This window comes from Mycobacterium sp. IDUB_5 (genome assembly GCF_055419565.1).
Map to the genome: position 1 here is coordinate 304,486 of NZ_JBVAXX010000002.1, position 21,387 is coordinate 325,872.

General features: G+C 67.9%; 23 protein-coding genes. 11 read left to right on the top strand and 12 right to left on the bottom strand.

What is annotated here, in order from left to right; translation table 11 throughout:
• Positions 1-58: 58 nt before the first annotated feature.
• The 3 genes from ACZY1G_RS06545 to ACZY1G_RS06555 are packed head-to-tail and all read left to right on the top strand — an operon-like array spanning position 59 to position 3,610.
• Positions 59-1,093: an enoyl-CoA hydratase/isomerase family protein gene (locus tag ACZY1G_RS06545; protein WP_463821928.1), complete on the top strand. Its 1,035-nt coding sequence runs from the start codon at positions 59-61 to the stop codon at positions 1,091-1,093.
• A 26-nt stretch (positions 1,094-1,119) separates the two neighbouring features.
• Positions 1,120-1,896 carry an enoyl-CoA hydratase gene (locus tag ACZY1G_RS06550; protein WP_463821929.1) on the top strand — a complete coding sequence of 259 codons (777 nt, stop codon included), beginning with the start codon at positions 1,120-1,122 and terminating at the stop codon, positions 1,894-1,896.
• A 22-nt stretch (positions 1,897-1,918) separates the two neighbouring features.
• Positions 1,919-3,610, top strand: a complete 1,692-nt coding sequence (locus ACZY1G_RS06555; RefSeq protein WP_463821930.1) for an alpha/beta hydrolase — start codon at positions 1,919-1,921, stop codon at positions 3,608-3,610.
• Positions 3,611-3,615: 5 nt separating this feature from the next.
• Here the strand turns inward: ACZY1G_RS06555 and ACZY1G_RS06560 are convergent, their stop codons facing one another.
• Positions 3,616-3,987 (bottom strand): rhodanese-like domain-containing protein, encoded by a 372-nt coding sequence (locus tag ACZY1G_RS06560; RefSeq protein ID WP_463815411.1) that lies wholly within the window; start codon positions 3,985-3,987, stop codon positions 3,616-3,618.
• 1 nt (position 3,988) lies between these two features.
• Positions 3,989-4,507 carry a cysteine dioxygenase gene (locus ACZY1G_RS06565; protein ID WP_463815410.1) on the bottom strand — a complete coding sequence of 173 codons (519 nt, stop codon included), beginning with the start codon at positions 4,505-4,507 and terminating at the stop codon, positions 3,989-3,991.
• Positions 4,508-4,684: 177 nt separating this feature from the next.
• Here ACZY1G_RS06565 and ACZY1G_RS06570 point away from each other — a divergent pair, with 177 nt between their 5' ends.
• Positions 4,685-5,131, top strand: coding sequence for a lipoprotein LpqV (locus tag ACZY1G_RS06570; protein WP_463815409.1), 447 nt, complete (start codon positions 4,685-4,687; stop codon positions 5,129-5,131).
• On the opposite strand, the gene ACZY1G_RS06575 is transcribed toward ACZY1G_RS06570, so the two are convergent.
• On the bottom strand, positions 5,128-5,526 hold the full coding sequence (locus tag ACZY1G_RS06575; protein ID WP_463815408.1) for a VOC family protein: 399 nt from the start codon (positions 5,524-5,526) through the stop codon (positions 5,128-5,130). The genes ACZY1G_RS06570 and ACZY1G_RS06575 overlap by 4 nt on opposite strands.
• Positions 5,527-5,544: 18 nt before the next feature.
• Here ACZY1G_RS06575 and ACZY1G_RS06580 point away from each other — a divergent pair, with 18 nt between their 5' ends.
• Positions 5,545-6,525 carry a patatin-like phospholipase family protein gene (locus ACZY1G_RS06580; protein ID WP_463821931.1) on the top strand — a complete coding sequence of 327 codons (981 nt, stop codon included), beginning with the start codon at positions 5,545-5,547 and terminating at the stop codon, positions 6,523-6,525.
• Here ACZY1G_RS06580 and ACZY1G_RS06585 read toward each other — a convergent pair.
• The 3 genes from ACZY1G_RS06585 to ACZY1G_RS06595 are packed head-to-tail and all read right to left on the bottom strand — an operon-like array spanning position 6,514 to position 9,308.
• Positions 6,514-7,383 carry a patatin-like phospholipase family protein gene (locus ACZY1G_RS06585; protein ID WP_463822217.1) on the bottom strand — a complete coding sequence of 290 codons (870 nt, stop codon included), beginning with the start codon at positions 7,381-7,383 and terminating at the stop codon, positions 6,514-6,516. The two genes, ACZY1G_RS06580 and ACZY1G_RS06585, sit on opposite strands and share 12 nt — an antisense overlap.
• Positions 7,384-7,398: 15 nt before the next feature.
• The gene (locus ACZY1G_RS06590; protein ID WP_463815406.1) at positions 7,399-8,250 is read right to left on the bottom strand and encodes a class II glutamine amidotransferase; all 852 of its coding nucleotides are present in this window, start codon (positions 8,248-8,250) and stop codon (positions 7,399-7,401) included.
• 11 nt (positions 8,251-8,261) lie between these two features.
• Complete coding sequence (locus ACZY1G_RS06595; protein ID WP_463815405.1) at positions 8,262-9,308, bottom strand: NAD(P)H-dependent amine dehydrogenase family protein; 1,047 nt, start codon at positions 9,306-9,308, stop codon at positions 8,262-8,264.
• A gap of 88 nt (positions 9,309-9,396) precedes the next feature.
• On the opposite strand from ACZY1G_RS06595, the gene ACZY1G_RS06600 reads away from it, so the two are divergent.
• Positions 9,397-10,617 (top strand): lipid-transfer protein, encoded by a 1,221-nt coding sequence (locus ACZY1G_RS06600; RefSeq protein ID WP_463815404.1) that lies wholly within the window; start codon positions 9,397-9,399, stop codon positions 10,615-10,617.
• Positions 10,618-10,741: 124 nt separating this feature from the next.
• Here the strand turns inward: ACZY1G_RS06600 and ACZY1G_RS06605 are convergent, their stop codons facing one another.
• Positions 10,742-12,124: a cation:dicarboxylate symporter family transporter gene (locus ACZY1G_RS06605; protein WP_463821932.1), complete on the bottom strand. Its 1,383-nt coding sequence runs from the start codon at positions 12,122-12,124 to the stop codon at positions 10,742-10,744.
• 108 nt (positions 12,125-12,232) lie between these two features.
• On the opposite strand from ACZY1G_RS06605, the gene ACZY1G_RS06610 reads away from it, so the two are divergent.
• Complete coding sequence (locus tag ACZY1G_RS06610; protein WP_463815402.1) at positions 12,233-13,792, top strand: sensor histidine kinase; 1,560 nt, start codon at positions 12,233-12,235, stop codon at positions 13,790-13,792.
• Complete coding sequence (locus ACZY1G_RS06615; protein WP_463815400.1) at positions 13,789-14,481, top strand: response regulator; 693 nt, start codon at positions 13,789-13,791, stop codon at positions 14,479-14,481. The genes ACZY1G_RS06610 and ACZY1G_RS06615 overlap by 4 nt, the downstream gene beginning before the upstream one ends.
• A gap of 7 nt (positions 14,482-14,488) precedes the next feature.
• On the opposite strand, the gene ACZY1G_RS06620 is transcribed toward ACZY1G_RS06615, so the two are convergent.
• From ACZY1G_RS06620 to ACZY1G_RS06635, 4 genes are all read right to left on the bottom strand, one after another.
• Positions 14,489-15,565, bottom strand: coding sequence for a YncE family protein (locus ACZY1G_RS06620; RefSeq protein ID WP_463815399.1), 1,077 nt, complete (start codon positions 15,563-15,565; stop codon positions 14,489-14,491).
• A gap of 395 nt (positions 15,566-15,960) precedes the next feature.
• Positions 15,961-16,317: an STAS domain-containing protein gene (locus tag ACZY1G_RS06625; RefSeq protein WP_463821933.1), complete on the bottom strand. Its 357-nt coding sequence runs from the start codon at positions 16,315-16,317 to the stop codon at positions 15,961-15,963.
• A 78-nt stretch (positions 16,318-16,395) separates the two neighbouring features.
• Positions 16,396-16,632: a microaggregate-binding protein 1 gene (mbp1, locus tag ACZY1G_RS06630; protein WP_463815397.1), complete on the bottom strand. Its 237-nt coding sequence runs from the start codon at positions 16,630-16,632 to the stop codon at positions 16,396-16,398.
• A 109-nt stretch (positions 16,633-16,741) separates the two neighbouring features.
• Positions 16,742-17,080 carry an STAS domain-containing protein gene (locus ACZY1G_RS06635; RefSeq protein ID WP_463815395.1) on the bottom strand — a complete coding sequence of 113 codons (339 nt, stop codon included), beginning with the start codon at positions 17,078-17,080 and terminating at the stop codon, positions 16,742-16,744.
• 310 nt (positions 17,081-17,390) lie between these two features.
• On the opposite strand from ACZY1G_RS06635, the gene ACZY1G_RS06640 reads away from it, so the two are divergent.
• The 3 genes from ACZY1G_RS06640 (at position 17,391) to ACZY1G_RS06650 (ending at position 20,038) form a co-directional block, all read left to right on the top strand.
• A complete protein-coding gene (locus ACZY1G_RS06640; RefSeq protein WP_463815394.1) occupies positions 17,391-18,542 on the top strand; it encodes a PP2C family protein-serine/threonine phosphatase in 1,152 nt (383 codons plus the stop codon).
• Positions 18,530-19,618: a cobalamin B12-binding domain-containing protein gene (locus ACZY1G_RS06645; RefSeq protein ID WP_463821934.1), complete on the top strand. Its 1,089-nt coding sequence runs from the start codon at positions 18,530-18,532 to the stop codon at positions 19,616-19,618. Before ACZY1G_RS06640 ends, ACZY1G_RS06645 begins: the two co-directional genes overlap by 13 nt.
• A 108-nt stretch (positions 19,619-19,726) precedes the next feature.
• On the top strand, positions 19,727-20,038 hold the full coding sequence (locus ACZY1G_RS06650; protein WP_463815392.1) for a hypothetical protein: 312 nt from the start codon (positions 19,727-19,729) through the stop codon (positions 20,036-20,038).
• A 323-nt stretch (positions 20,039-20,361) separates the two neighbouring features.
• On the opposite strand, the gene ACZY1G_RS06655 is transcribed toward ACZY1G_RS06650, so the two are convergent.
• The gene (locus tag ACZY1G_RS06655; RefSeq protein ID WP_463821935.1) at positions 20,362-21,090 is read right to left on the bottom strand and encodes a TMEM165/GDT1 family protein; all 729 of its coding nucleotides are present in this window, start codon (positions 21,088-21,090) and stop codon (positions 20,362-20,364) included.
• Positions 21,091-21,387 lie beyond the last annotated feature (297 nt).

Consider the following 21,387-nt stretch of genomic DNA (forward strand, 5'->3'; position numbering starts at 1 on the left):
TCTCACAGGAACCTTACCCGGCGCCCTCCGATCAGGGGCGACGATCTAGATTGCTGGCGTGGACGGAAACGAGGATCTCCTAGTAACGGTGCGCGACGGAGTCGGGCACCTGACCCTCAACCGGCCCAAGGCGATCAACTCGCTGACCCACCCGATGGTCACCGACATCGCGGCCGCCCTGACGGCCTGGGAACACGACGACGACGTTCGCGCGGTCGTCGTGTCAGGGGCCGGCGAGCGTGGCCTGTGCGCGGGCGGCGACATCGTCGCGATCTTCCACAGCGCCAAGGCCGGCGGTGCCGAGGCACGCCGGTTCTGGCACGACGAATACCTCCTCAACGCCTACATCGGCCGCTACCCCAAGCCGTATGTCGCACTGATGGACGGCATCACGATGGGTGGCGGGGTGGGCATCAGCGCGCACGGCAGCGTCCGCGTGGTCACCGAGACGACCAAGATGGCCATGCCGGAGGTCGGTATCGGCTTCGTGCCCGACGTCGGCGGCACCCACATCCTGGCCCACGCGCCCGGCAATCTCGGCGTCCACGCCGCGCTGACGGGCGCCCCCTTCCGCGCAGCAGATGCGATCGCCATGGGTTTCGCCGACCACTACGTGCCCCACGCCGATCTCGCACAGTTCGTCGCGGCGATCGAGAGCGACGGCGTGGACCACGCGGTGAGCACCTACGCCCAGGAGCCGCCGCCCAGCGAGCTGACGGCACACCAGGAGTGGATCGACCGCTGCTACGCGGGCCAGACCGCCGGCGAGATCATCGACGCACTGGGAAGCGAAGGCATCCCCGCCGCGACCGAGGCCGCCGAGCTGATCAGCTCCCGCTCCCCTGTCGCGGTGTCGGTGACCTTGGAGGCCGTGCGCCGCGCCCGCTCGCTGCCGACCCTGGAAGACGTTCTGCGACAAGAGTTCCGGACCTCGTGCGCGGCGTTGCGGTCAGCAGATCTGGTGGAGGGCATCCGGGCGCAGATCATCGACAAGGACCGCAACCCCCAGTGGTCCCCGCCGACGCTGGGAGCTGTCACCGAGGCCGACGTGGCCGCGTACTTCGCCCCCGCCGACCCTGACCTGACCTTCTAGACCGTCGACACGCACCAGGAGCGATCATGACTGACTACGAGACCATCCTCGTCACCCGCGAGGGCCGGGTCGCCACCATCACGCTGAACCGGCCCAAGGCGCTCAACGCCCTCAACACTGCGGTGATGAACGACGTCACCTCCGCTGCAGCCGAATTGGATGCCGATCCCGGTATCGGCGCCGTCGTGCTCACCGGCAACGAGAAGGCGTTCGCCGCAGGCGCGGACATCAAGGAGATGGCGAATCTGTCCTTCGCCGAGGTGTTTTCGTCGGACTTCTTCGCCGCGTGGGGCAAGTTCGCAGCCACGCGCACACCGACGATCGCCGCCGTCGCCGGCTACGCACTCGGCGGCGGGTGCGAACTGGCGATGATGTGCGACATCCTGATCGCCGCTGACACCGCGAAATTCGGTCAGCCCGAGATCAAGCTGGGTGTTCTGCCGGGTATGGGTGGTTCGCAGCGGCTGACCCGCGCCATCGGGAAGGCCAAGGCGATGGACCTGATCCTGACCGGCCGCACCATGGACGCCGAGGAGGCCGAGCGAGCGGGGCTGGTGTCGCGCGTGGTCCCGGCCGACGCCCTGCTCGAGGAGGCCGCCGCCACCGCGGCGACGATCGCCGGCATGTCGCTGTCGGCGGCCCGGATGGCCAAGGAGGCCGTGAACCGCGCCTTCGAGTCGACGCTTGCCGAGGGTCTGCTCTACGAGCGCCGGCTGTTCCACTCCGCCTTCGCCACCGACGATCAGAGCGAGGGCATGGCCGCGTTCACCGAGAAGCGTTCGCCGAACTTCTCCCACCGCTGACACCCACCGCTACCATGCCCTCGTGACCGCCACCGCCGCCCCGCCGACGGCCGAGCCGCCCGCGGAGGCAACCCGGAAACCGTGGTGGGAGCGCCACTACACGTTCACCGGCACTGCGGTCGGTCTCGTCTTGCTGTGGCTGTCGCTGACGCCGTCCCTGCTGCCGCGGGGTCCCCTGTTCCAGGGATTGGTCAGCGGTGGCGCCGGGGCCTTCGGATACCTGCTCGGCGTCTTCTCGGTGTGGCTGGTGCGCTACATGCGGTCCAAGGATTCCAGCCCGCCGGCTCCTCGCCGCGCCTGGCTGATCCTCGTCGTGGTGGGTGCGGTCGGCATGATCCTGGCGATCATCTGGTTCCACGAATGGCAGGACAACGTCCGGGATCTGATGGGTGTGCCGCGGCTGACGTTCTGGGACTATCCCCTGGCGGCCGTCATCTCGGTGATCACGCTGTTCGCCTTCGTCGAGATCGGCCAACTGATCCGCCGACTGGTTAGCTACCTGGTTCGGCAGCTCGATCGTGTTGCGCCGCCTCGGGTTTCGGCGGTCATCGTGGTGACGTTGCTGTTGGCGTTGACGATCGCGCTGCTCAACGGCGTCGTCGTACGGTTCGCGATGAGCACGATCAACAGCACGTTCGCCGCGGTCAACGACGAGACCGATCCCGACAATCCGGCTCCCGAGACGCCGCTGCGCTCAGGCGGTCCAGGGTCGCTGGTCAGTTGGGAGTCGCTGGGCCACCAGGGCCGCATGTTCGTCGGCGGTGGGCCGTCGGTCTCCGAGCTCAGCGCGTTCAACGGCCGGCCGGCGGTCGAGCCGATCCGCGCCTATGCGGGCCTGAATTCGGCGGTCGGGATCAAGGCCACCGCGGCGCTGGCCGCGCGCGAACTGCAGCGCACCGGCGGTCTCGACCGCGCAGTGGTGGCCGTGGCCACGACGACGGGCACGGGCTGGATCAACGCGGCCGAAGCCACTGCCCTGGAGTACATGTACAACGGCGACACCGCGATCGTGTCGATGCAGTACTCCTTCCTGCCGAGCTGGTTGTCGTTCCTCGTTGACAAGGAGAACGCGCGGCAGGCGGGCCAGGCGCTGTTCGAGGCCGTCGACGAGTTGGTCCGCGCGATGCCCGAGGCGCAGCGACCCAAGCTCGTGGTGTTCGGTGAGAGCCTCGGCTCCTTCGGTGGCGAGGCGCCGTTCCTGGCGTTGAACAACCTGATCGCCCGCACCGACGGCGCGTTGTTCAGCGGTCCGACGTTCAACAACACGATCTGGACCGATCTGACCGCCAATCGCGATCCCGGTTCGCCGCAATGGCTACCGATCTACGACAAGGGCGAGAACGTGCGATTCGTCGCCGAGCCTCGCGATCTGCAGAGGCCGCACGATCCGTGGGGGCAGCCGCGCGCGGTCTACCTTCAGCATGCGTCGGATCCGATCGCCTGGTGGAGTCCGGATCTCCTGTTCGCCAAACCGGATTGGTTGCGGGAGCCACGTGGCTATGACGTCTCCCCTGACATGCAGTGGATTCCGGTGGTGACGTTCCTGCAGGTGTCGGCCGACATGGCGGTGGCAGTCGACGTGCCCGACGGGCATGGCCACGTCTACGTGCGCAACGTCGCCGACGCGTGGGCCTCGATCCTGTTGCCGCCGGGGTGGTCTGCGGCGAAGACGGAGAAGTTGCGCCCGCTGCTGCGCAGCGACGAGAACAGCTGAACCGGCTAGTAGACCAGCACACCCTTGAGCGCGTGGTACCCGCCGACCACGTCGGTGGCGCGGTGCAAGCCGATCTCCTGCAACGCCGCGGCGGCCAGGCTCGAGGTGTAGCCCTCCGAGCACAGAATCACCCATTCGACGTCGTCGTCGACGGCCTGCGGAATGCGGACGTCGCTGGTGGGGTCGAGTCGCCACTCGAGCACGTTGCGCTCGATGATCAGCGCGGTGGGCACTTCGCCCTCGATGGCCCGCTGCGCGGCGGGTCGGATGTCGACCAGGATGGCTCCGCGCCGCAGCGCGGCAGGCAGCTCGTCTGCGGTCAGTCGGTTGATCTTCGTGCGGGCGTTCTCGAGCACGACATCGATGCGGCTTCCCATGTCACTTACCTTCCGGTTGGTCGGTCAATTCGGTCCGTTTGCGCCGCAACGTGTTTCGTTCGGACAATTCGTAGTAGGACATCGCGGTGAGCGGCGGCGAGTAGGCATGCACGCTCAGGGTCGGCGTAGAGATCGGCGAGGGCACCGTGACGCTTTCACGTGCCCACACCACATCGTGCACCCACCCCAGCGGGAAGGCGGCCTGATCGCCCGCCTCGAGCCGACGATGGCGCAGTTTCTTTCCATCCCAACGTGTTTCATGCAACGCTCCAGACAGAACCGTGAGCGCCCCGAGCGAGCCGCCGTGGTCGTGCAGCTCGGTGGCGTGGTCGGGTACCCAGCTGATCAACCAGACGTCGAGCTCGTCGTCGCCGTGCAGCCGCGTGTACCACCGTTCGGTCGTGGGCGGCCCGCCGACCGGCAGGATGTCGTCGTAGCGGCCGCCGAGGACGTCGGAGGCGTAGCTGTCGGTGGCGTGCAAGAGGTCAGCTGGGCGCAGCCGGGTAGGCGCGAGAACCATGGGAGAACTCCAGGAAGGGAACGGACGGATGGGGGGTCGGGGTCAGGCCCGACAACACTCCCGAGTCATTCCGTTACGCACGTTCCCACTGTGGCACGAGACCCGACGCTTCGCCAGGTCCCGGAGTTAATCTCACCGTGAATCTGGAATTGCGCACCTCGCGGCTACATTGGCGGAATGGTCCCCTCTGCCGTCCGGATCGCTGTCCTCGTCGCGGCGGGCGCCCTCGCCGTGGCGGGTTGCTCCTCGAATCCCACCCCGTCCACGCCCACCACCGAGACGTCGTCGTCACCGCTCGCCCAGCCGAGCACGGCCCCCACGACCACCGAATCGCTGGCTCCGAACGCCGTGGCCGTCTCACCCGGCGGGGTGACGACCAAGGTGGGCGCACCCGCGGAATCCACGGAGGACGACTACTTCCAGAACTGCCGTGCTGCGCGCACGTACATGGACACCCGCGGCGGGGATCCGAAGGCGCAGATCGAGCCGTACCTGAAGATGCTGCAGAGCGCACCGACGGTGGGATCGGGAGAATTCGACAAGAGCTGGACGCAGCTGTCGCCCGGTCAGCAGTCCGCGATCATCGTGGCGGTCGAGTCGGCCGCCGACGCGCTGTGCGGCTAGTCGTTCCAGACGAAACAGAACGTGTGGCCGGCCGGGTCGCGATACACCCGGAACCGGTCCTCGTCGACGTCCTGCACCCACGTCGCGCCCAGCTTGATCACCTCCGCCTGAGCGGCCTCGAGGTGGTCCTCTTCGATCATCACGTCGAAGTGGATCTGTTGTGAGGCGTGCGGGTCGGGGAATTGCGGCGGCTGGTGCTCGGGAGAGAGCTGGAACGCCAGCCGACGCCCGTCCGGGCCGGTGACCACGACCCAGTCTGTGTCCTCCTGGGTGATGTCGCCACCGAGAACCTCGGCCCAGAAGCGCGCCAGGCGGAGGGGGTCGGGGCAATCGACGACGACTGAACGCAGTGTTCCGATCATGTGGGACAGGGTTGCCCGTCGCGGCCGGCTCATGCAAGCGAGAATGGGCGGATGCGGGTCGCATTGGCGTTGGGCAGCGGAGGCGCCCGCGGGTACGCCCACATCGGGGTGATCAACGAACTCCACGAGCGGGGCCACGAGATCGTCGGCATCGCGGGGTCGTCGATGGGTGCCCTGGTGGGCGGACTGGAGGCCGCGGGACGGCTCGACCAGTACACGACATGGGCCGGTTCGCTGACCCAGCGTGCGGTGTTACGTCTGCTCGATCCGTCGATCACATCGGCAGGCGTGCTGCGGGCGGAGAAGATCCTCGACGCGGTCCGGGAGATCCTGGGCGAGGTGAGGATCGAGGACCTCCCGATTCCCTACACCTCGGTGGCCACCGACCTGATCACGGGAAAGTCGGTGTGGATGCAACGCGGTCCGGTCGACGACGCGATCCGCGCGTCGATCGCGATCCCGGGTGTCATCACCCCGCATGTACTCGACGGCCGGTTGCTGGCCGACGGCGGAATCCTCGATCCGCTGCCGATGGCCCCGATCGCCGCCGTCGCCGCCGACGTCACGATCGCGGTGAGCCTCTCCGGCGACGATCCCGAGGCACACCGTCGCGACCGGGTACCCCGGCAGGCCACCGGCGACTGGCTGAACCGGATGTGGCGCAGTTCGTCGTCGCTGCTGGACTCGAAGGCCGCCCGCTCACTACTCGACACCCCGACGGGGCGGGCCGTGCTGGGTCGGTTCGTCGTGGGTGACGACGAGCCCGTGGAGGCTCCCAGCGAACCGGTGATGCCGCTGGTGCCGAAGCTGGGCGGCTTCGAGGTGATGAATCGTGTCATCGACATCGCGCAGGCGGCGTTGGCCCGGCACACGCTGGCCGCCTATCCGCCCGACCTGTTGATCGAGGTGCCGCGCACGGTGTGCCGGAGCCTGGACTTCCATCGCGCCAATGAGGTGATCGACATCGGGCAGGAGTTGGCCAGCGCCGCGCTCGACACGCTCGAGGCGACCGTCGCAGCCTCAGAGACCTAGGAACTGCGCGACGCGGGCCGCTTCGCGCCGGCCCTGGGCGCGCCCGGACTGCGCGGAGGGCGCCCGGCAGGCCGGGTCGAGAGGATTGGGGCCGAAGGCTTCCAGCGCGTCGGCGTCGGCGAAGACGGCCACCGTGGCACCGGGGAAGGCAGCGATCTCGTCGGCCGTGCCGGTGCCCCACGGTGACGGCGCATCGGACGCGGACGGCACCAGGACGACGGCGGTGTCGCAGTCGGAGACGGCCGACATGTTCACCGAGCTGCCGACGCCGCCGTCCATGTAGCGCCGGTCAGCGACGGTGACCGGCGGCCAGGCGCCGGGCACCGCGCAGCTGGCGGCCACCGCGTCGATCAACTCGATGCCGGAGCTACGGTCGAACACCACGAGTTCGCCTGTCGCGATGTCGATTCCAGTGATCCTCAGATCGCGCGAGGGCCAGTCGTGTGATGGCAATCGGTGGGCGATGACCGCGCGGCGCACCGACTCGTCGACGGTGTCGGTGGCCGCGGCGACGGCGCCGATCTTCTGCAGCTTCTGCTCCTTGGTGGCGCCGGGGGTCATCACGGCGTCCAGGAACAGTGCGGTGATGCCGTCGACGGAGACCCCGGGGTGGATCTCGTGCGAGGTCTCGGAGAGCTGGCGGGCGAACAGCTCCTCCAGGGCGAGGCCACTGGACAGCTGGGCGGCGACCGTCGATCCCGCCGAGGTCCCCAGCAGCACGTCGGAAGCCACCAGCGCCTGTCCCACGGCGGGCGCCTCGTCGGTGATCCCCAACAGAATGCCCGTCTCCCAGGCGATTCCGGCCAATCCGCCACCGGCCAGCACGAGGCCACGACTCGTCGTCGTTCTATGGGGCAACGTCACCCCTCTTCTCTACCGGACGATCTGACTGGCCGCCGCCTCGGGGTTCAGATCGGCGACGCTCAGGCGATGCCGGGGCGGCTCGAGGACGCCGGTCGTCGACGTGAGGTCCAACCCGGGGCCGACATGAACCAGTTCACCGTCGCCGAGGGGGCGCCAGGCGGGGTCGTCGTCCATCCGCTCGGTTGCGAACACCACCGACGGGCCGTCGCCGGCACGCGCATTGATCCTGCTGCTGCGCATCTCGCAGCGGGCGTGCTCGGCGGGTGTGCGGCGGTCGAGCACGAACAGGTCGTGGGTGTCCGGATAGCGCAGCGCCCACATCTCGGTCGCGGTGCAGAGCAGGATGTTGATCGCGAACACACCGACGTGGGCGCCGAGCCAGCGCACCGCGTCGATCAGCCCGGCGGTGACGTCGCCGTCGCGGGCCCGCACGGCGCCGGTGATGAGTGCGAACACTCTCTCCGAATCTGTTTGTCCCACAACCAGATCAGCGCAGCCGAGCTCGGCCAGGCGTGTGTCGAGCGCGTCCAGGTCGGTGACGACGCCGTTGTGGGCGAACAGCCGGCCGTCCTGGACGAAGGGGTGGGTGTTGGTGACGTCGGGGGCGCCGGTGGAGGCGTAGCGCACGTGGGCCAGCACCGTGCTGGCGACGACGTCGCGGGCCTCCCTGGCGAATTCGGCGTCCCGCCATGCGGCCAGCGGTTGTTTGTTCACGACCGGCTCGCCCGCTGGGTCGAAGTAACCCAACCCGGTGCCATCGGGATTGCGGCGGCTCTGCTCAGCCAGGCTGTCGGGGGCGTCGAGCAGCCAGAACGTCACCGGCACAGGCGCGCCGGCGTGCATCCCGAACAGGCGGCACATCGTGTTCTCCTCTACAGGTGCGGTGCCGCCTTGCCGCTGATCAGGGGGAGGTCCAGGTAGGTGGCGATGCCCGGCGGTGCGGCGCAGACCGCGGGCACCGAATTCACGCAGTGGGCGGCTGTCCCGACCACGCCGTATTCGGGCCCCTCTCCGCCGATTTCGGATTGGAATCCTGTCACCGACACGGTGAAGTCGGGGTTGCCCCGCACCTCCATCTCGTAGCGTTGCCCGGCCGGGCCGAAGGTCCATGCGGGATCGAGGTGGTCCTCCCCCATCAACCAGTTCACCGTCACCCGGACCACGGGTTCACCGTCGACCAGTGCCTCCCAGTGGAACTTGCGGCCCGCCACCTGCCCCGGCTCGATCGGACCCATCGGCGATTCGATGGTCGCGGTGGCCACAGCGATCTCCTGGGTGGCACGCACCCGCGGATCGGCGTGAAAACCCAACTGGTCCACGCACATTCGCACGGCCTGGATGAACCCGGCGTCGAGCATCTTCTGCATCGGCCCGGTCAGCGCCTTGTCCGGCGTCTCGCCGAAACCCATCACGTGACGCAGGACGTCAGGGGCCTCATACGTCCGCAGATCGGAGAACTCCTCGGCGCGCACGAAAGTCACGCCCGTCGACATCGCCGAGAGCATCAACGGGAACTTCTCGCTGATACCGCCGGGCGCGATGCCGGTGCCGTGCAGTGTCGCGTTGCCGGCCAGCGCGGCCTCCCGCAGGGGCGCGCCGCTGCGCTCGCTGGGATACAGCCAGCCGACCGGGGTGACGACGTTCTTGCCGGCACTCAGCAGCGCGATCACCTCGTCGGGGTTGGCGATCAGCGGGGCGTAGATGACCGCGTCGGCGTCCATCGCGAGGATCTCGTCGATGCTGTCGGTGGCGGTGACCCCGAGCTGGGCTGCGCCGATCAGGTCCCCGACGTCGCGGCCGGCCTTGGCCGACGAGTGGACCCAGCACCCGGCGAGTTCGAGTTCAGGGTGTTCGAGTACGCCCTTGATGGCGGCCACGCCGACCCCACCGGTCGCCCACTGCACGACGCGCAACGCCATGTCGACTCCTCGTGAAAATGGAACGTGTTCTACTCAGATGTACACCAGCGCCCGGCGGGCCGGTCGCGATTGGCGAAGGGATCAGCACATGAAGCGAGTGTTCGTCGTGGGCGTGGGGATGACGAAGTTCGAGAAGCCCGGCGGACGCGGAGCTGGCGGAGCGGACCATCAGGACCGCAGAGAAGGTTGGGACTATCCGGACATGGCGCGTGAGTCCGGGACCAAGGCGCTCGCCGACGCGGGTGTCGAGTACACCGAAATAGAGCAGGGCTACGTCGGGTACTGCTCGGGTGATTCGACGTCGGGACAGCGGGCGCTCTACGAGCTGGGGATGACGGGCATCCCGATCGTCAACGTCAACAACAACTGCTCGACAGGGTCGACGGCGTTGTACCTGGGCGCCCAGTCGATCCGCGGCGGGCTCGCCGACTGTGTACTGGCGCTGGGCTTCGAGAAGATGCAGCCGGGTTCGCTCGGTGGCGGTGCCGACGATCGCGAGTCACCGCTGAAGCGACACATTCTGGCGCTCAACGAGGTCGACGCGATGCAGTTCCCGGTGGCGCCGTGGATGTTCGGCGCCGCGGGCCGCGAGCACATGCAGAAGTACGGCACCACCGCCGAACACTTCGCGAAGATCGGCTACAAGAACCACAAGCATTCGGTGAACAACCCGTATGCGCAGTTCCAAGACGAATACAGCCTCGAGGACATCCTGGCCGCGAAGATGATCTCCGATCCGCTGACCAAGCTGCAGTGCTCGCCGACGTCCGACGGGTCTGCGGCCGTGGTGCTGGCGAGTGAGGAGTACGTGGATTCCCACGGACTGGCGGACCGGGCAGTGGAGATCGTCGGGCAGTCGATGACCACCGACTTCGCGTCGACGTTCGACGGCAGCGCGGCCAACATCATCGGGTACGACATGAACGTGCAGGCTGCGCGGAAGGTGTACGACCAGTCCGGGCTCGGCCCGCAGGACTTCCAGGTGATCGAGCTGCACGATTGCTTCTCGGCCAACGAGCTGCTGCTGTACGAAGCCCTCGGCCTGTGTGGGCCCGGCGAGGCGCCGGCGCTGATCGACGACGGGGACACCACCTACGGCGGACGCTGGGTGGTCAATCCGTCGGGCGGGCTGATCTCGAAAGGCCATCCCCTCGGCGCGACGGGCCTGGCCCAGTGCAGCGAGCTGACCTGGCAGTTGCGCGGTGACGCCGACAAGCGGCAGGTCGACGGCGTGACGGCGGCGCTGCAGCACAACATCGGGCTGGGCGGCGCGGCGGTCGTGACGGCCTATCAGCGCGCCGACCGCTGAGATTTTTCCGGCGAACAGTCGCGAACTCGTGTGACACGCCGCACGACATGCTCGAGTTCGCGTCTGCTCGCGCAATGAAAAGACCCGGCCGGGAAGCACCGGCCGGGTCTTTCCTCCTCGCGTCCTACACCGCGGCAGGGACCTTCTCCTGTTGCGGCTCCTGAACGCGTGAGCCGTGTCCGTCGTCGACCATTGTCAGCTCATCGAACGGATCTCGCCCGGCGAGCACGTTGTCGACCTTGGTCCTGTCGATCGTGTGGGTCCAGGAACCGACCAGCAGCGTGGCCACTGCGTTGCCCGAGAAGTTGGTCAGCGCACGGGCCTCGGACATGAACCGGTCGATGCCGACGATCAGGCCGACGCCGTCGAGCAGGTCGGGGCGGTGTGCCTGCAGGCCGCCGGCCAGCGTCGCCAGCCCTGCACCCGTCACACCGGCCGCGCCCTTGGAGGCGACGATCATGAACACCAGCAGGCCGATCTGCTCGGGGATGGACAGCGGGTCACCCAGCGCACCGGCGATGAACAGCGACGCCATGGTCAGGTAGATCGCGGTGCCGTCGAGGTTGAACGAGTAGCCGGTGGGAACGACCACGCCCACGGTCGAGCGGTCCACACCGAGGTGCTCCATCTTGGCGATGAGGCGGGGCAGCGCCGACTCGGACGACGAGGTCGACACGATCAGCAGGTACTCGCGAGCCAGGTAGCGGACCAGCTTGAAGATCGAGATCCCGGAGACCAGCCGCAGCAGCGAGCCGAGGATGCCGAACACGAAGATCGCACAGGTGATGTAGAACCCGAGCATCAGGGTGAGCAGCTGCCCCACCGCGGACCAGCCGGTCTGGCCGACGACGTTGGCGATCGCGCCGAAGGCGCCGATCGGGGCCAGCCACAGGATCATGCTCAGGACCTTGAACACCAGCTTCTGCAGGTGCTCGACACCGCGCAGGATGGGCTCACCGGTGGAGCCGAGGGCCTGCACGGCGAAGCCGACCAGCAATGCGATGAACAGCGCCTGCAGCACGCTGCCCTCGGTCAGCGCGGAGAACATCGACGTGGGGATGATGCCCTGGACGAAGTCCATCAGCCCGCCGGCCTCATGTGCCTTGTCGGCGAGTTCGGCGCCCTTGGCGGCCGTGGTCGAGCTGATGTTCAGGCCGGTGCCCGGGTGCAACAGGTTGCCGACGACGAGACCGATCGCCAGCGCGAAGGTCGACATCGCCAGGAAGTACACGAACGCGAGCCCGCCGACCTTGCCGACGGTGGCGGCTTTGCGGACCGAGCCGATGCCCAGCACGATCGTGCAGAAGATGACGGGCGCGATCATCATCTTGATCAGCGCGACGAACATCGTGCCGAGCACCCCGAGGCTCTTGCCCACTTCCGGGGCGAGGATGCCGACGCCGACGCCGGCGATCACCGCGACGATGACGGCGATGTAGAGCCAGTGGGTACGGTCGCGCTTTTTGGGCGCTTCCGGTGTGGGGGGCCGGTCGACGGTGGTGGTCATGGGGTTCCTCCGAGCTTGGGTGACGATGTGGTCTGAAAGGATGGTCTGCCACGGCGTGAGCCAGGTCACGTTTTAGTTCATTTCGTTCAGCGAAGGGTGTGCGCGACGATGCGACGGTTCCGGGTGGCCTGGCCGCGCTCGCTGGCCGGCCAGGCGATCGCGCTGCAGGTGCTGGTGATCGCGCTGATCGTGGCTGCGGGCAGCGTTCTCGCGCTAATCGATGCACGCCAAGACGGTGACGCGTCGGCGCGCGACCAGGTCGTGGGGATCGCCACCTCTCTCGCCGACGCTCCGTCGACAGCGCAGGCCATCGAGTCGGGCCGTGCCACCGAGGTCCTGCAGCCGATGACCGAGCTGGTGCGCACCCACACCGACATCGCGTTCATCACGATCATGGCCCCCGACCGCACCCGGTTCACCCACACCGACCCCACTCAGATCGGCGGCAAGTATCTGGGCACCATCGAGCCGGCGCTGCGCGGTGAGACGTTCACCGAGACCTACACCGGGACGCTGGGACCGTCGATCCGCGCCGTTGCACCGGTGCGCGACGGATCGGGCCGGATCGTCGGCCTGGTCGCCGCCGGCATCCTGCAGAAGAGCCTGGCGCAGCGGTGGCGATCGCAGTGGCCGGTGATCGCCGCGGTGGGCGCCGGCGCCCTCGCCGTCGCTCTGGTGGGAGTCTGGGGTATCCGGCGGCGATTGCTGCGCCAAACCCATGGTCTGCGGCCCGACGAGCTGCGGGTGATGTACGACCACCACGACGCGATCCTGCACTCCGTGTCCGAGGGCCTCATCGTGCTCGACCGCAACGGAGTCGCGGTGGTCAACGACGAGGCGCGACGGCTGTTGTCGTTGCCCGCCGGCGCCGTGGACAGAGCGGACCTGCCGGAATTCCTGCAGTCCTTCGCGCCCGGGGCCCGTGACGAGGTCCACGTCACCGACGACCGCGTGCTCGTGGTCAATCGCTCACCGGTGGCGTCGGCCGGACGGACGTCGGAGGTGGTGACGATCCGCGATCGCACCGAATTACAGGGCGCGCTCGGCGAATTGAACTCGCTGAAGGTGCTCACCGATTCACTGCGCGCGAAGGCTCACGAGGCAGCCAACACCCTGCACACCATCGTGACGATGGTGGAGATGGGGCGTGCCGACGAGGCGGTCCGGTTCGCCACCGCCGAGCTGGAGCTGTCCCAGCATCTGGTCGATCGTCTGTCGGGCGCGGTCGCCGAACCCGCGTTGGTCGCTCTGTTGCTCGGCAAGACCGCCCAGGCCGACGAACGCGGGATCGAGCTGACCGTCACCGAGGACACCCACCTGCCCGCCGGCGACGGGCATCCGCTCACCGGCTCGGAGATGGTCACGGTGTTGGGCAACCTGATCGACAACGCGATGGATGCCTGCGACAAATCGGATCCGTGGGTGGAGGTCACGGTCAACCACAGCGACGAACGGTTACTGATCCGGGTGGCCGACAGCGGAGAAGGCATGGACGCCAAGACTTTCGACAAGGCGATGCGGCGCGGGTACTCGACCAAGACAGGCAGCGACGCCGAACAGCACGGCCTCGGGCTGGCGCTGGTGGCTCAGGTGGTCAAGCGGCACGGTGGCTCGCTGCGCGCCGACATCACCTACGGCTCGGTGGTCACTGTGGAGGTCAGCGCGTGATCAAAGTTCTGATCGTCGAGGACGAGCCGCTGATCGCCGAGGCACATCAGGCGTATCTCGGCCGCCTGCAAGGCTTTACGGTGGCGGCGGTGGCACACACCGCCCGGGATGCGATGCGCGCGGCCTCGGAGGCGGCGGCCGACGGCGCGGCGATCGATCTGGTGTTGCTCGACATTGGTCTGCCCGACGCGAACGGTATCGCCCTGGCATCGGCGCTGTCAGGGCTGCGCCCTGCTCCCGACATCATCACGATCACCTCGGAACGCGACCTGGAGATGGTGCGGGCCGCGGTCGGCCACGGGGCCTTGGCATACCTGCTGAAACCGTTCACGTTCGCCGCGTTCCGCGATCGCCTCGAGCGGTACGCGCGCTATCGCGAGGCCCTGCCGGCCGGTACCGACGCCGCCAGCCAGGCCGAGGTCGACCGTGCGCTGTCCGAGCTGCGGATCGGGCCCGACCGCGCGGCCGCACCGAAAGGTATCGCTCCGGGCACGAACGACGAGATCGCCCGCGCGGTCCGCGATTCCGGCGACGCCGGCGTCACCGCGGACACGGTCGCCAAGCAGATCGGGGTGTCGCGGGTGACGGCGTGGCGCTACCTGGAGCGGCTGGCCGACGAGGGCACGGTCCGCCGCGAGACCGACTACGGCAAGGCGGGCAGACCGAAGACCCGGTATCAGTGGCGCTGAGCGGAACTCAGACGGTGACCGGCTGGCGGGTGCGCGGCGCGGTCAGTGCGAACGGCTCCGTCGCGAGGAACTGGGAGTAGAGCATGCCGAGCGTCGACTCGACCGCGTGCACGGTCATATCCCCGGCGTAATCCGCGAGGAACAGCTCGCCACCATCAGCGCTGTGCGCCACGCATGACGGCCGGGCCGGTGCGGTCATGGCGTCGACGACCTCGAGCCGCACCGTGCACATGACGTGCACCCGGTCGTAGTCGACGACATAGACACGCGCCTCGTCGCGGCTGAGTGACAGCTGGGTGGGGGCTCCGCCCACGACGACCGTGCTGGCGACGCGGGCGGTAGCCAAATCGATGACGTGAACGGCGCCACCGACTTCGCGGTCGGAGGTCAGCGCGTACACGGTGTCGCCCGCGCAGGCCAGGTCGCGCAGCGGCGACCCGACCGGCACGACCTGCTGCACGCGCGTCGTCTCGGCGTTCACGATGACCAGCTGGCTCCCCCGATCGTCGGTGACGGCAACCAAGAGGCGCCGTCCGCGGGGATCGAGCGCCAGCGCATCGATGTTGGCCGCCGGGCCCTGCCCGATGTCGATGGTGCCGGCGCGCTCGGCGGTGACGTCGATGACCGTCACTTCGACGCGATCACCGGTTGCACGTCCCGCGTAGAGCCGCTTGCCGTCGGGTCCGACCGCGAGCGCGGTGACGCCGGACGCGACCGGGAAGGTCGCCGTCACGGCGGCGGTCTCCACATCGACGACCATCACCATGTCCTGTTGAGCGGAGGTCACGGCGACGTAGGCGCGGTCATCGCTGACCACGACACCGGTCGGCTCGCCACCGAGGCGCACGACGGCACGCTCGTCCAAGGTGTGGGGATCGAGCAGCGTGAGGGTGTCGCGGGTCGGATTCGCGACGGCAACGGCGCGGGGTCCGGCCGCGAGGTCGCCGATCGGTCCGCGTCCCACGGTCAGACGACGCATGCCGTCGGCGTGGTCCACAACTGCCACGTCGGTCCCAGCGGTCTCGTCGGGCGCAGAAGCATGCTTGCGCATCGCTTTCACCATGGGCATCGCAAATTTGGCCATCGAAGTCTCACCTCCCCCGGGGCGACGTCGCCCGGGTCCGATTACGTCTGTCAGCAACCCTCATGGGCGCGGTCTGGACCGAGTGTAACGACGAAATATCAAGGTCAGAGGTGCCAAAGGTCACTTGCGCCCGTGGTCGACGCGAAACTCTCAAGACATACTTAGACTTCTCTTGGTTATCGATTCGTTACCTTGCCATGGCAACGAGCAAACACTCGGTGAACAGCGCGGGACGGCCGATCCGCAATCGTTGTTACCGAATGTGACGAAGTCGGCGCACTCAGGATTCTTAGATTGCGGCACGCGAAATGAGCGCCAGATCACACCGCGACACGGCAGGGAGATGGTCTCGAACTCCGGCCGCGACACCTGTCATCCGTGGCCCGCCGGTTCACTCAGGCCGGTTCGGCTCCGCGCAGAATAGCGATATCGGTCCGCGGAATCAGTCCTTCGGGGTCGCAGAGCGCCAACACCCGGGTCACCGCGGGGCTTCCGACGACGCACCACTCCACGTCCTCGCGGGAGAAGTGTGCGCTGAGCGCATACAGTGCCGACGCACCGTCGAACGCCATGAACGCCACAGCGGTGAGGTCGACGACCACCGCGCGTGAGGCGCCGGCGGCCTCGCGGATCGTATGCGCGAAATGTTTGGCGTTGGCGGCGTCCACCTCACCGGCGATCGCCACCGTCGCCTCTTTCGCCCGGCCACGACCGCGCGTCCTGGTCGCAACAGTCAGCTCTGTCGAAGCCACGGAGAAGCTTCGACAGTCTGATGACCTGCTCCGAATGGACGTGACGGTCATGACACGGACATCACTGCGTCATGGCTATTACTGCTCGGCCTTCTGACGGGCCTCGTTGGCCTTGGCTTCGGCGCGCGCCTTCTCGGCTTCGGCCTCTTTCTGCGCCGCTTCCCGCTGGGCCTCGGCCTTGTCCTGCTGAGCCTCACCCTCGCGCTGCAGATCATCGCGGCCGGTCACGACTCCAGCGACCTCTTTGGCCTTGCCCTTGACGTCTTCGACGACACCCTTGACGGCTTCTTCGGGACCAGAATTGTTGTCACCCACGGGAGCGCTCCCTCTTCAGTGTTGTGCCCGGATGGATCATCTCCAGTCCAGGGAGCGGCCTGGCCGCTCAGCGATGCGTCTGTTCCCTGGCCCTCAGAACACCAAACATTCAACCAGCGAAGTCGCTCAGCGCGTCATCCAATGACGAGAACAGTTCGATGTAATCGGCCAAGCCCATGATCGTCAGGGGGCGGCTGGTGGCGGGACCATCGGCAACGACCGCGAATCGGGTGGTGCCATCGAGCTGTTTGCGCGTGGTCACGAGCACTTCCATGCCCGCCGTCCCGAGGAAGTCGACCTCGGTCATGTCGAGGATCAGCCCGGCGGGACGGCGATCCGCTGCCGCACTCATCACGTCCTGGAGTTGGGGCGCGGACAGCATGTCGACAGCACCGGCAGCGGCGATCACGACAACGCCGTTGACCTGGTGTTCGCTGAATTGCTGCACGCGCGATGCCTCTTCTCTCTACGCCCTGCAGGGGGCGACGATGTCATGAGGCTGCAGTCTGAACCCGTTCGACTCGGTGCCGGTGCCGACAACCGGCTACAGGTTAACGGAGAGCCGGAACAGTCGGGCCGACCGGATTCGCCGACCTGCGCGTATCGACACCGGCGACGACTACGTTGGACCATGTCTGAGGTTGGCATGTCCATGGGCACAGGGCTGAAATCGGAGGTGCTCCGTTCGCACGCGCACTCAACTGGCTGAAGAGGTCGAGCTGGGCCTCGCCGGCTCGTTGCACCCCAGACGCACGGCGATGCGGCTCCTGACGCTGCTCAAACCCGAACTCGCCGACTGGGCTCTGCTGGCGATGCCGGACGCGCGCACCGGCGGGCTCCTTCTCCAGGGCGGTGAGTCGGTGGGATTCACCGCGACGATCTCGCAGACCGCGATCGCCGGCAGCCGTCTGGACCGGGTGCTGCGCACGGGAAACAGCGACGTCAGCTCCGATGTCGGCGACCCGTCGCTCGCCGAGCTGCTGCCGCATCCCGCCCTGCGCGCCGAGGTCGCCGCGTTGGGGTTGACGCACCTTCTGGCCGTCGGGCTCAACGCGCGCGGTGCCACGCTGGGGTCGCTGCTCCTCGGCCGCCGCGGAACGTTCGACGCCGAGGACACCGCGTTCGCCGGCCACCTCGCGGCCCGAGCCGCGATCGCGCTCGACTCGGCCCGCCTCTACGAGGAGCGCACGCAGATCGCAACCGTGCTCAGCAGTGCCCTGCGGCCGCCGTCGCTGCCCGAGGTCGACCACCTCCACCTGGCCGCACGGTATCGACCGGCGGCCGAACACATCGACATCGGCGGCGACTTCTACGACGTGCTCGGCGCGGACCGGGACTGGCTCATCACGCTCGGCGATGTCAGCGGCAAGGGCGTCGAAGCGGCCGCGCTGACCGGACGTACCCGGCAGAGCATTCGCACCGCCGCCTACTTCGACCGCAGGCCGGCCATGCTCCTGCGGGCGTTGAACAGCGTGCTGTACGAGACACGACCCGAGCAGTTCGTGACGGTGCTCTGCGCCGGGATACACATAGCCGAGTCGGGCTCGCACGTCGATGTCGAGTTGGCCACCGCGGGCCACCAGGCACCGTTGGTCGTGCGCAACGACGGGCACGTGGAGCAGCTCGAGGTGTTCGGCACGGCCTGCGGGATGATCCCCGACGTCGAGTACCGGACCATTTCGCTGCGCCTGGAACGCGGCGACACGATGCTGATGTTCACCGACGGCGTCGACGAGGCGCACGGCGCGCAGGGCCTGTTCGGCGTGGAGCGGTTGATCGGGCTTCTGCCCGCATACGCGGGCGCCTCCCCCGACGTGGTGTGCGAGGTGGTCGAACAGCAGGTCGTCGAGTACGTCGACGGCCGACCGCATGACGACATCGCGGTACTGGCGGTGACGTGTCCGGGCTGAGGGGGCCCGATGGCTCGACTCCTCCTTCGTCGTCGTCGAGCGGGCCCGATGGCTCGACTCCTCCTTCGTCGTCGTCGAGCGCCGCCGAGCGGGTGCAGCCGTATCGGGATGTGGTCGCCACGCGTGACGCCGCGGGGGTGCAGTCGTTGATCCAGCGCATGCTGGCTGACGGGCTGAACCCCGTGACGGTGCTGACCGACGTGGTCGCCGCCGTGCAGCGCGACAACGGGGAGCGGTGGCAACGCGGCGAGTGGACCATCGCCGAGGAGCACGCCGCGACCGCGATGGCGGTGGCCGCGACCAAAGCGGTGGGCCGGCACGTGCGGGCGGTGGCGCCGACGCGCGGCCGGGTCCTGGTCGCCTGCGCCGAGCGGGAGTGGCATGCGTTGCCCGCCATGATCATCGACTGCACACTGCGCAGCGCCGGGTGGGACAGCATCCTGATGGGTGCGGCCACATCTGCTGTACGGCTGAACCAGTATCTGCAGGACCACGGCCCTGAGGCGGTGGCGGTCAGCTGCTCGGTCTTGGGATCGCTGCCGGCGACGCGGCGGTTCATCGAGGCCAGCACCGCCGCGGGAGTGCCGATCGTGGTGGGCGGGCCCGCGTTCGGAATCGACGACGTGCGCGCGAAGGCTCTCGGCGCGACGGCGTGGGCGGCCGACGCGCACGGGGCACTGGCCGCGATCGCGAGCCTGCCCCCGGTGGTTCCGCCCGTCTCGCCGTTGCCACCGCAGGCAGCAGCCGAGCAAGCTGATCTCGAACACGACCACCGCAGGATCGTCGAGGGGCTCGCCGCATCCTGGTCGGTGACCGCGGGCGGCCGCCTCGCCGCCGCGGACACGGCCATGGCCATCGATGCGCTCAACCAGCTGCTGCATGCGGTTGCGGCGGTCCTGTTGACCGGCGACAGCAGACCGATCCCCGAGACGGTGGCCTGGATCGCCGACGTGGTCACCACGCGAGGACTCGACGCCGCCGTCGTCGACGAGCTGGGCGTGGCGACCTCGGCAGCGTTGCGCGCCTACCCGCTCTCACGCGCCATCCTCGACACCCACTACGCCGACGGCCACTGACCCGCCGGATTCGGTGCGCGCATTTTTTCGGTGACGGTGAACCATTCGGCCGCGGGCACCGTGTCTTCGGTTGACATGTTCACAGAGACACCACAGGGAGTTTTCAACATGACCAGAACCATCACCGCCACCCTGATCGCCGCGGGCGCGATGCTGGCAACGGCCGCCACGGCCCAGGCCGCCCCCAACTCGAGCGGCGGCTCCGGCGGCAACGCCGTGGCGACCATCAACCAGCTCAAGGCTTCTGGCGCTGATGTCCGGATCAACCGCGTCGGCAGCGCCCCGCTCGACGAGTGCGAGGTGACCAACGTGAACACCTTCTCGCGTCCGGCGCAGATCATCCCGATCGACGACGACGACATCACCGTCTTCACGAGATTCCCGAAGCCGAAAGTGACGGTCACGCTGAACTGCTCGTGATCAGCGTGCCGAGTTCGACGTCCGGGTCCGCGCGCGCCTCCCGCAAAACCCTCGACCCTCACTTTAGCCTTGGGGGCCGTGACCACCTTGCTGGAACCGTCGTTGGCGGACCTGGATTTCGAGCCCGACATCCTGTGCACATGCCGACGTTTCTGCGGCCCGCTGGCGCACCCCGCGCAATGGTGGGTCACCTTGTCGTGCGGATGCCCCTACCCGATGTGCCGACGCGCTCTGCGAATTGCCAACGTGCGATTGAACGTTCGACCCCTGACGTGCCGGATGTGCGAAACGGAGCAGATCGCGATCCGGTCGGTGGCACCGATCTAGTCCCGGGCGGCTTCCACGGGAGGAGCTTCGGCGGGCAACTGCGCCGCGGGCCGCAGCACCGCGGGCCGTAGACGCTCGGGCAGGGCTCGTAGTACGAGTCCCACGACAGCGACGACCGCGACCGCGATTCCGATACCGACCATCGCGGGCAGACCCGGACGCAGGTTGTCGACCACCATGAAGATGCCGAACACCCCGAACAACGCCGCGGCGACCACCTGGATGACCCGTTCCGGCAGGTGCTTTCCGGCCACCGCGCCCACCAGGATGGCCAGCGCGTCAGCGGCGACCATGCCGATGGTGGAGCCGATCCACACACCCAGCCAGTTGTTGTCGGCGGCCAGCGTGATGGTGGCGAGCATCGTCTTGTCACCGAGCTCGGCCAGCATGAACGCCGAAGTGACCACGAAGAACGCCGGCGCGGTGGCGCGCTGCGCCCGGGAGGCCTCCTGGTCGGTGAGCGAGTCACCACGCAGCGTCCACAGGCCGAAGAACACGAACATCGCGCCCGCGATGAGGCCGAGGAGGTGCGTGGGGAGGGCGGCGCCGAGGTAGTGCCCGATCGCGACCGACAGCACGTGCACAGCCGTTGTAGCCGCGAGAATCGCCGACAACACCACCCACCACCGGTAGCGCAGGGCGAACATCATCGCCATCAGCTGGCTTTTGTCGCCGAGTTCGGCCACGAAGATCACGGCGAAACTCAGCAGCAGGGCGGCGATCACCGACAAACTCCTCTACTCGTGGCTGTCGGCCGGATCGGGTCATGCCTCCGGCCGGCAACCGAAAAACGATGCACGGCCGAAGGTCTCGCCCACCGAACCCGAAGTCCGGTTCAGATGACCGGGCTGATGCGCAGGCGCAGAGCCAGTGTGTCGACCATCTGATTGGGGGCTACTCCCCTTCGCTTCGAGTAAGGCTACCCTCGGGCTCGATCGAGCGCAACTCATCCGGCCTGAAAGAGACTGGCGCACAGTAAGTTTGAACGATCGACCGTAATTGTTCGGGTACCCGTATCCTAA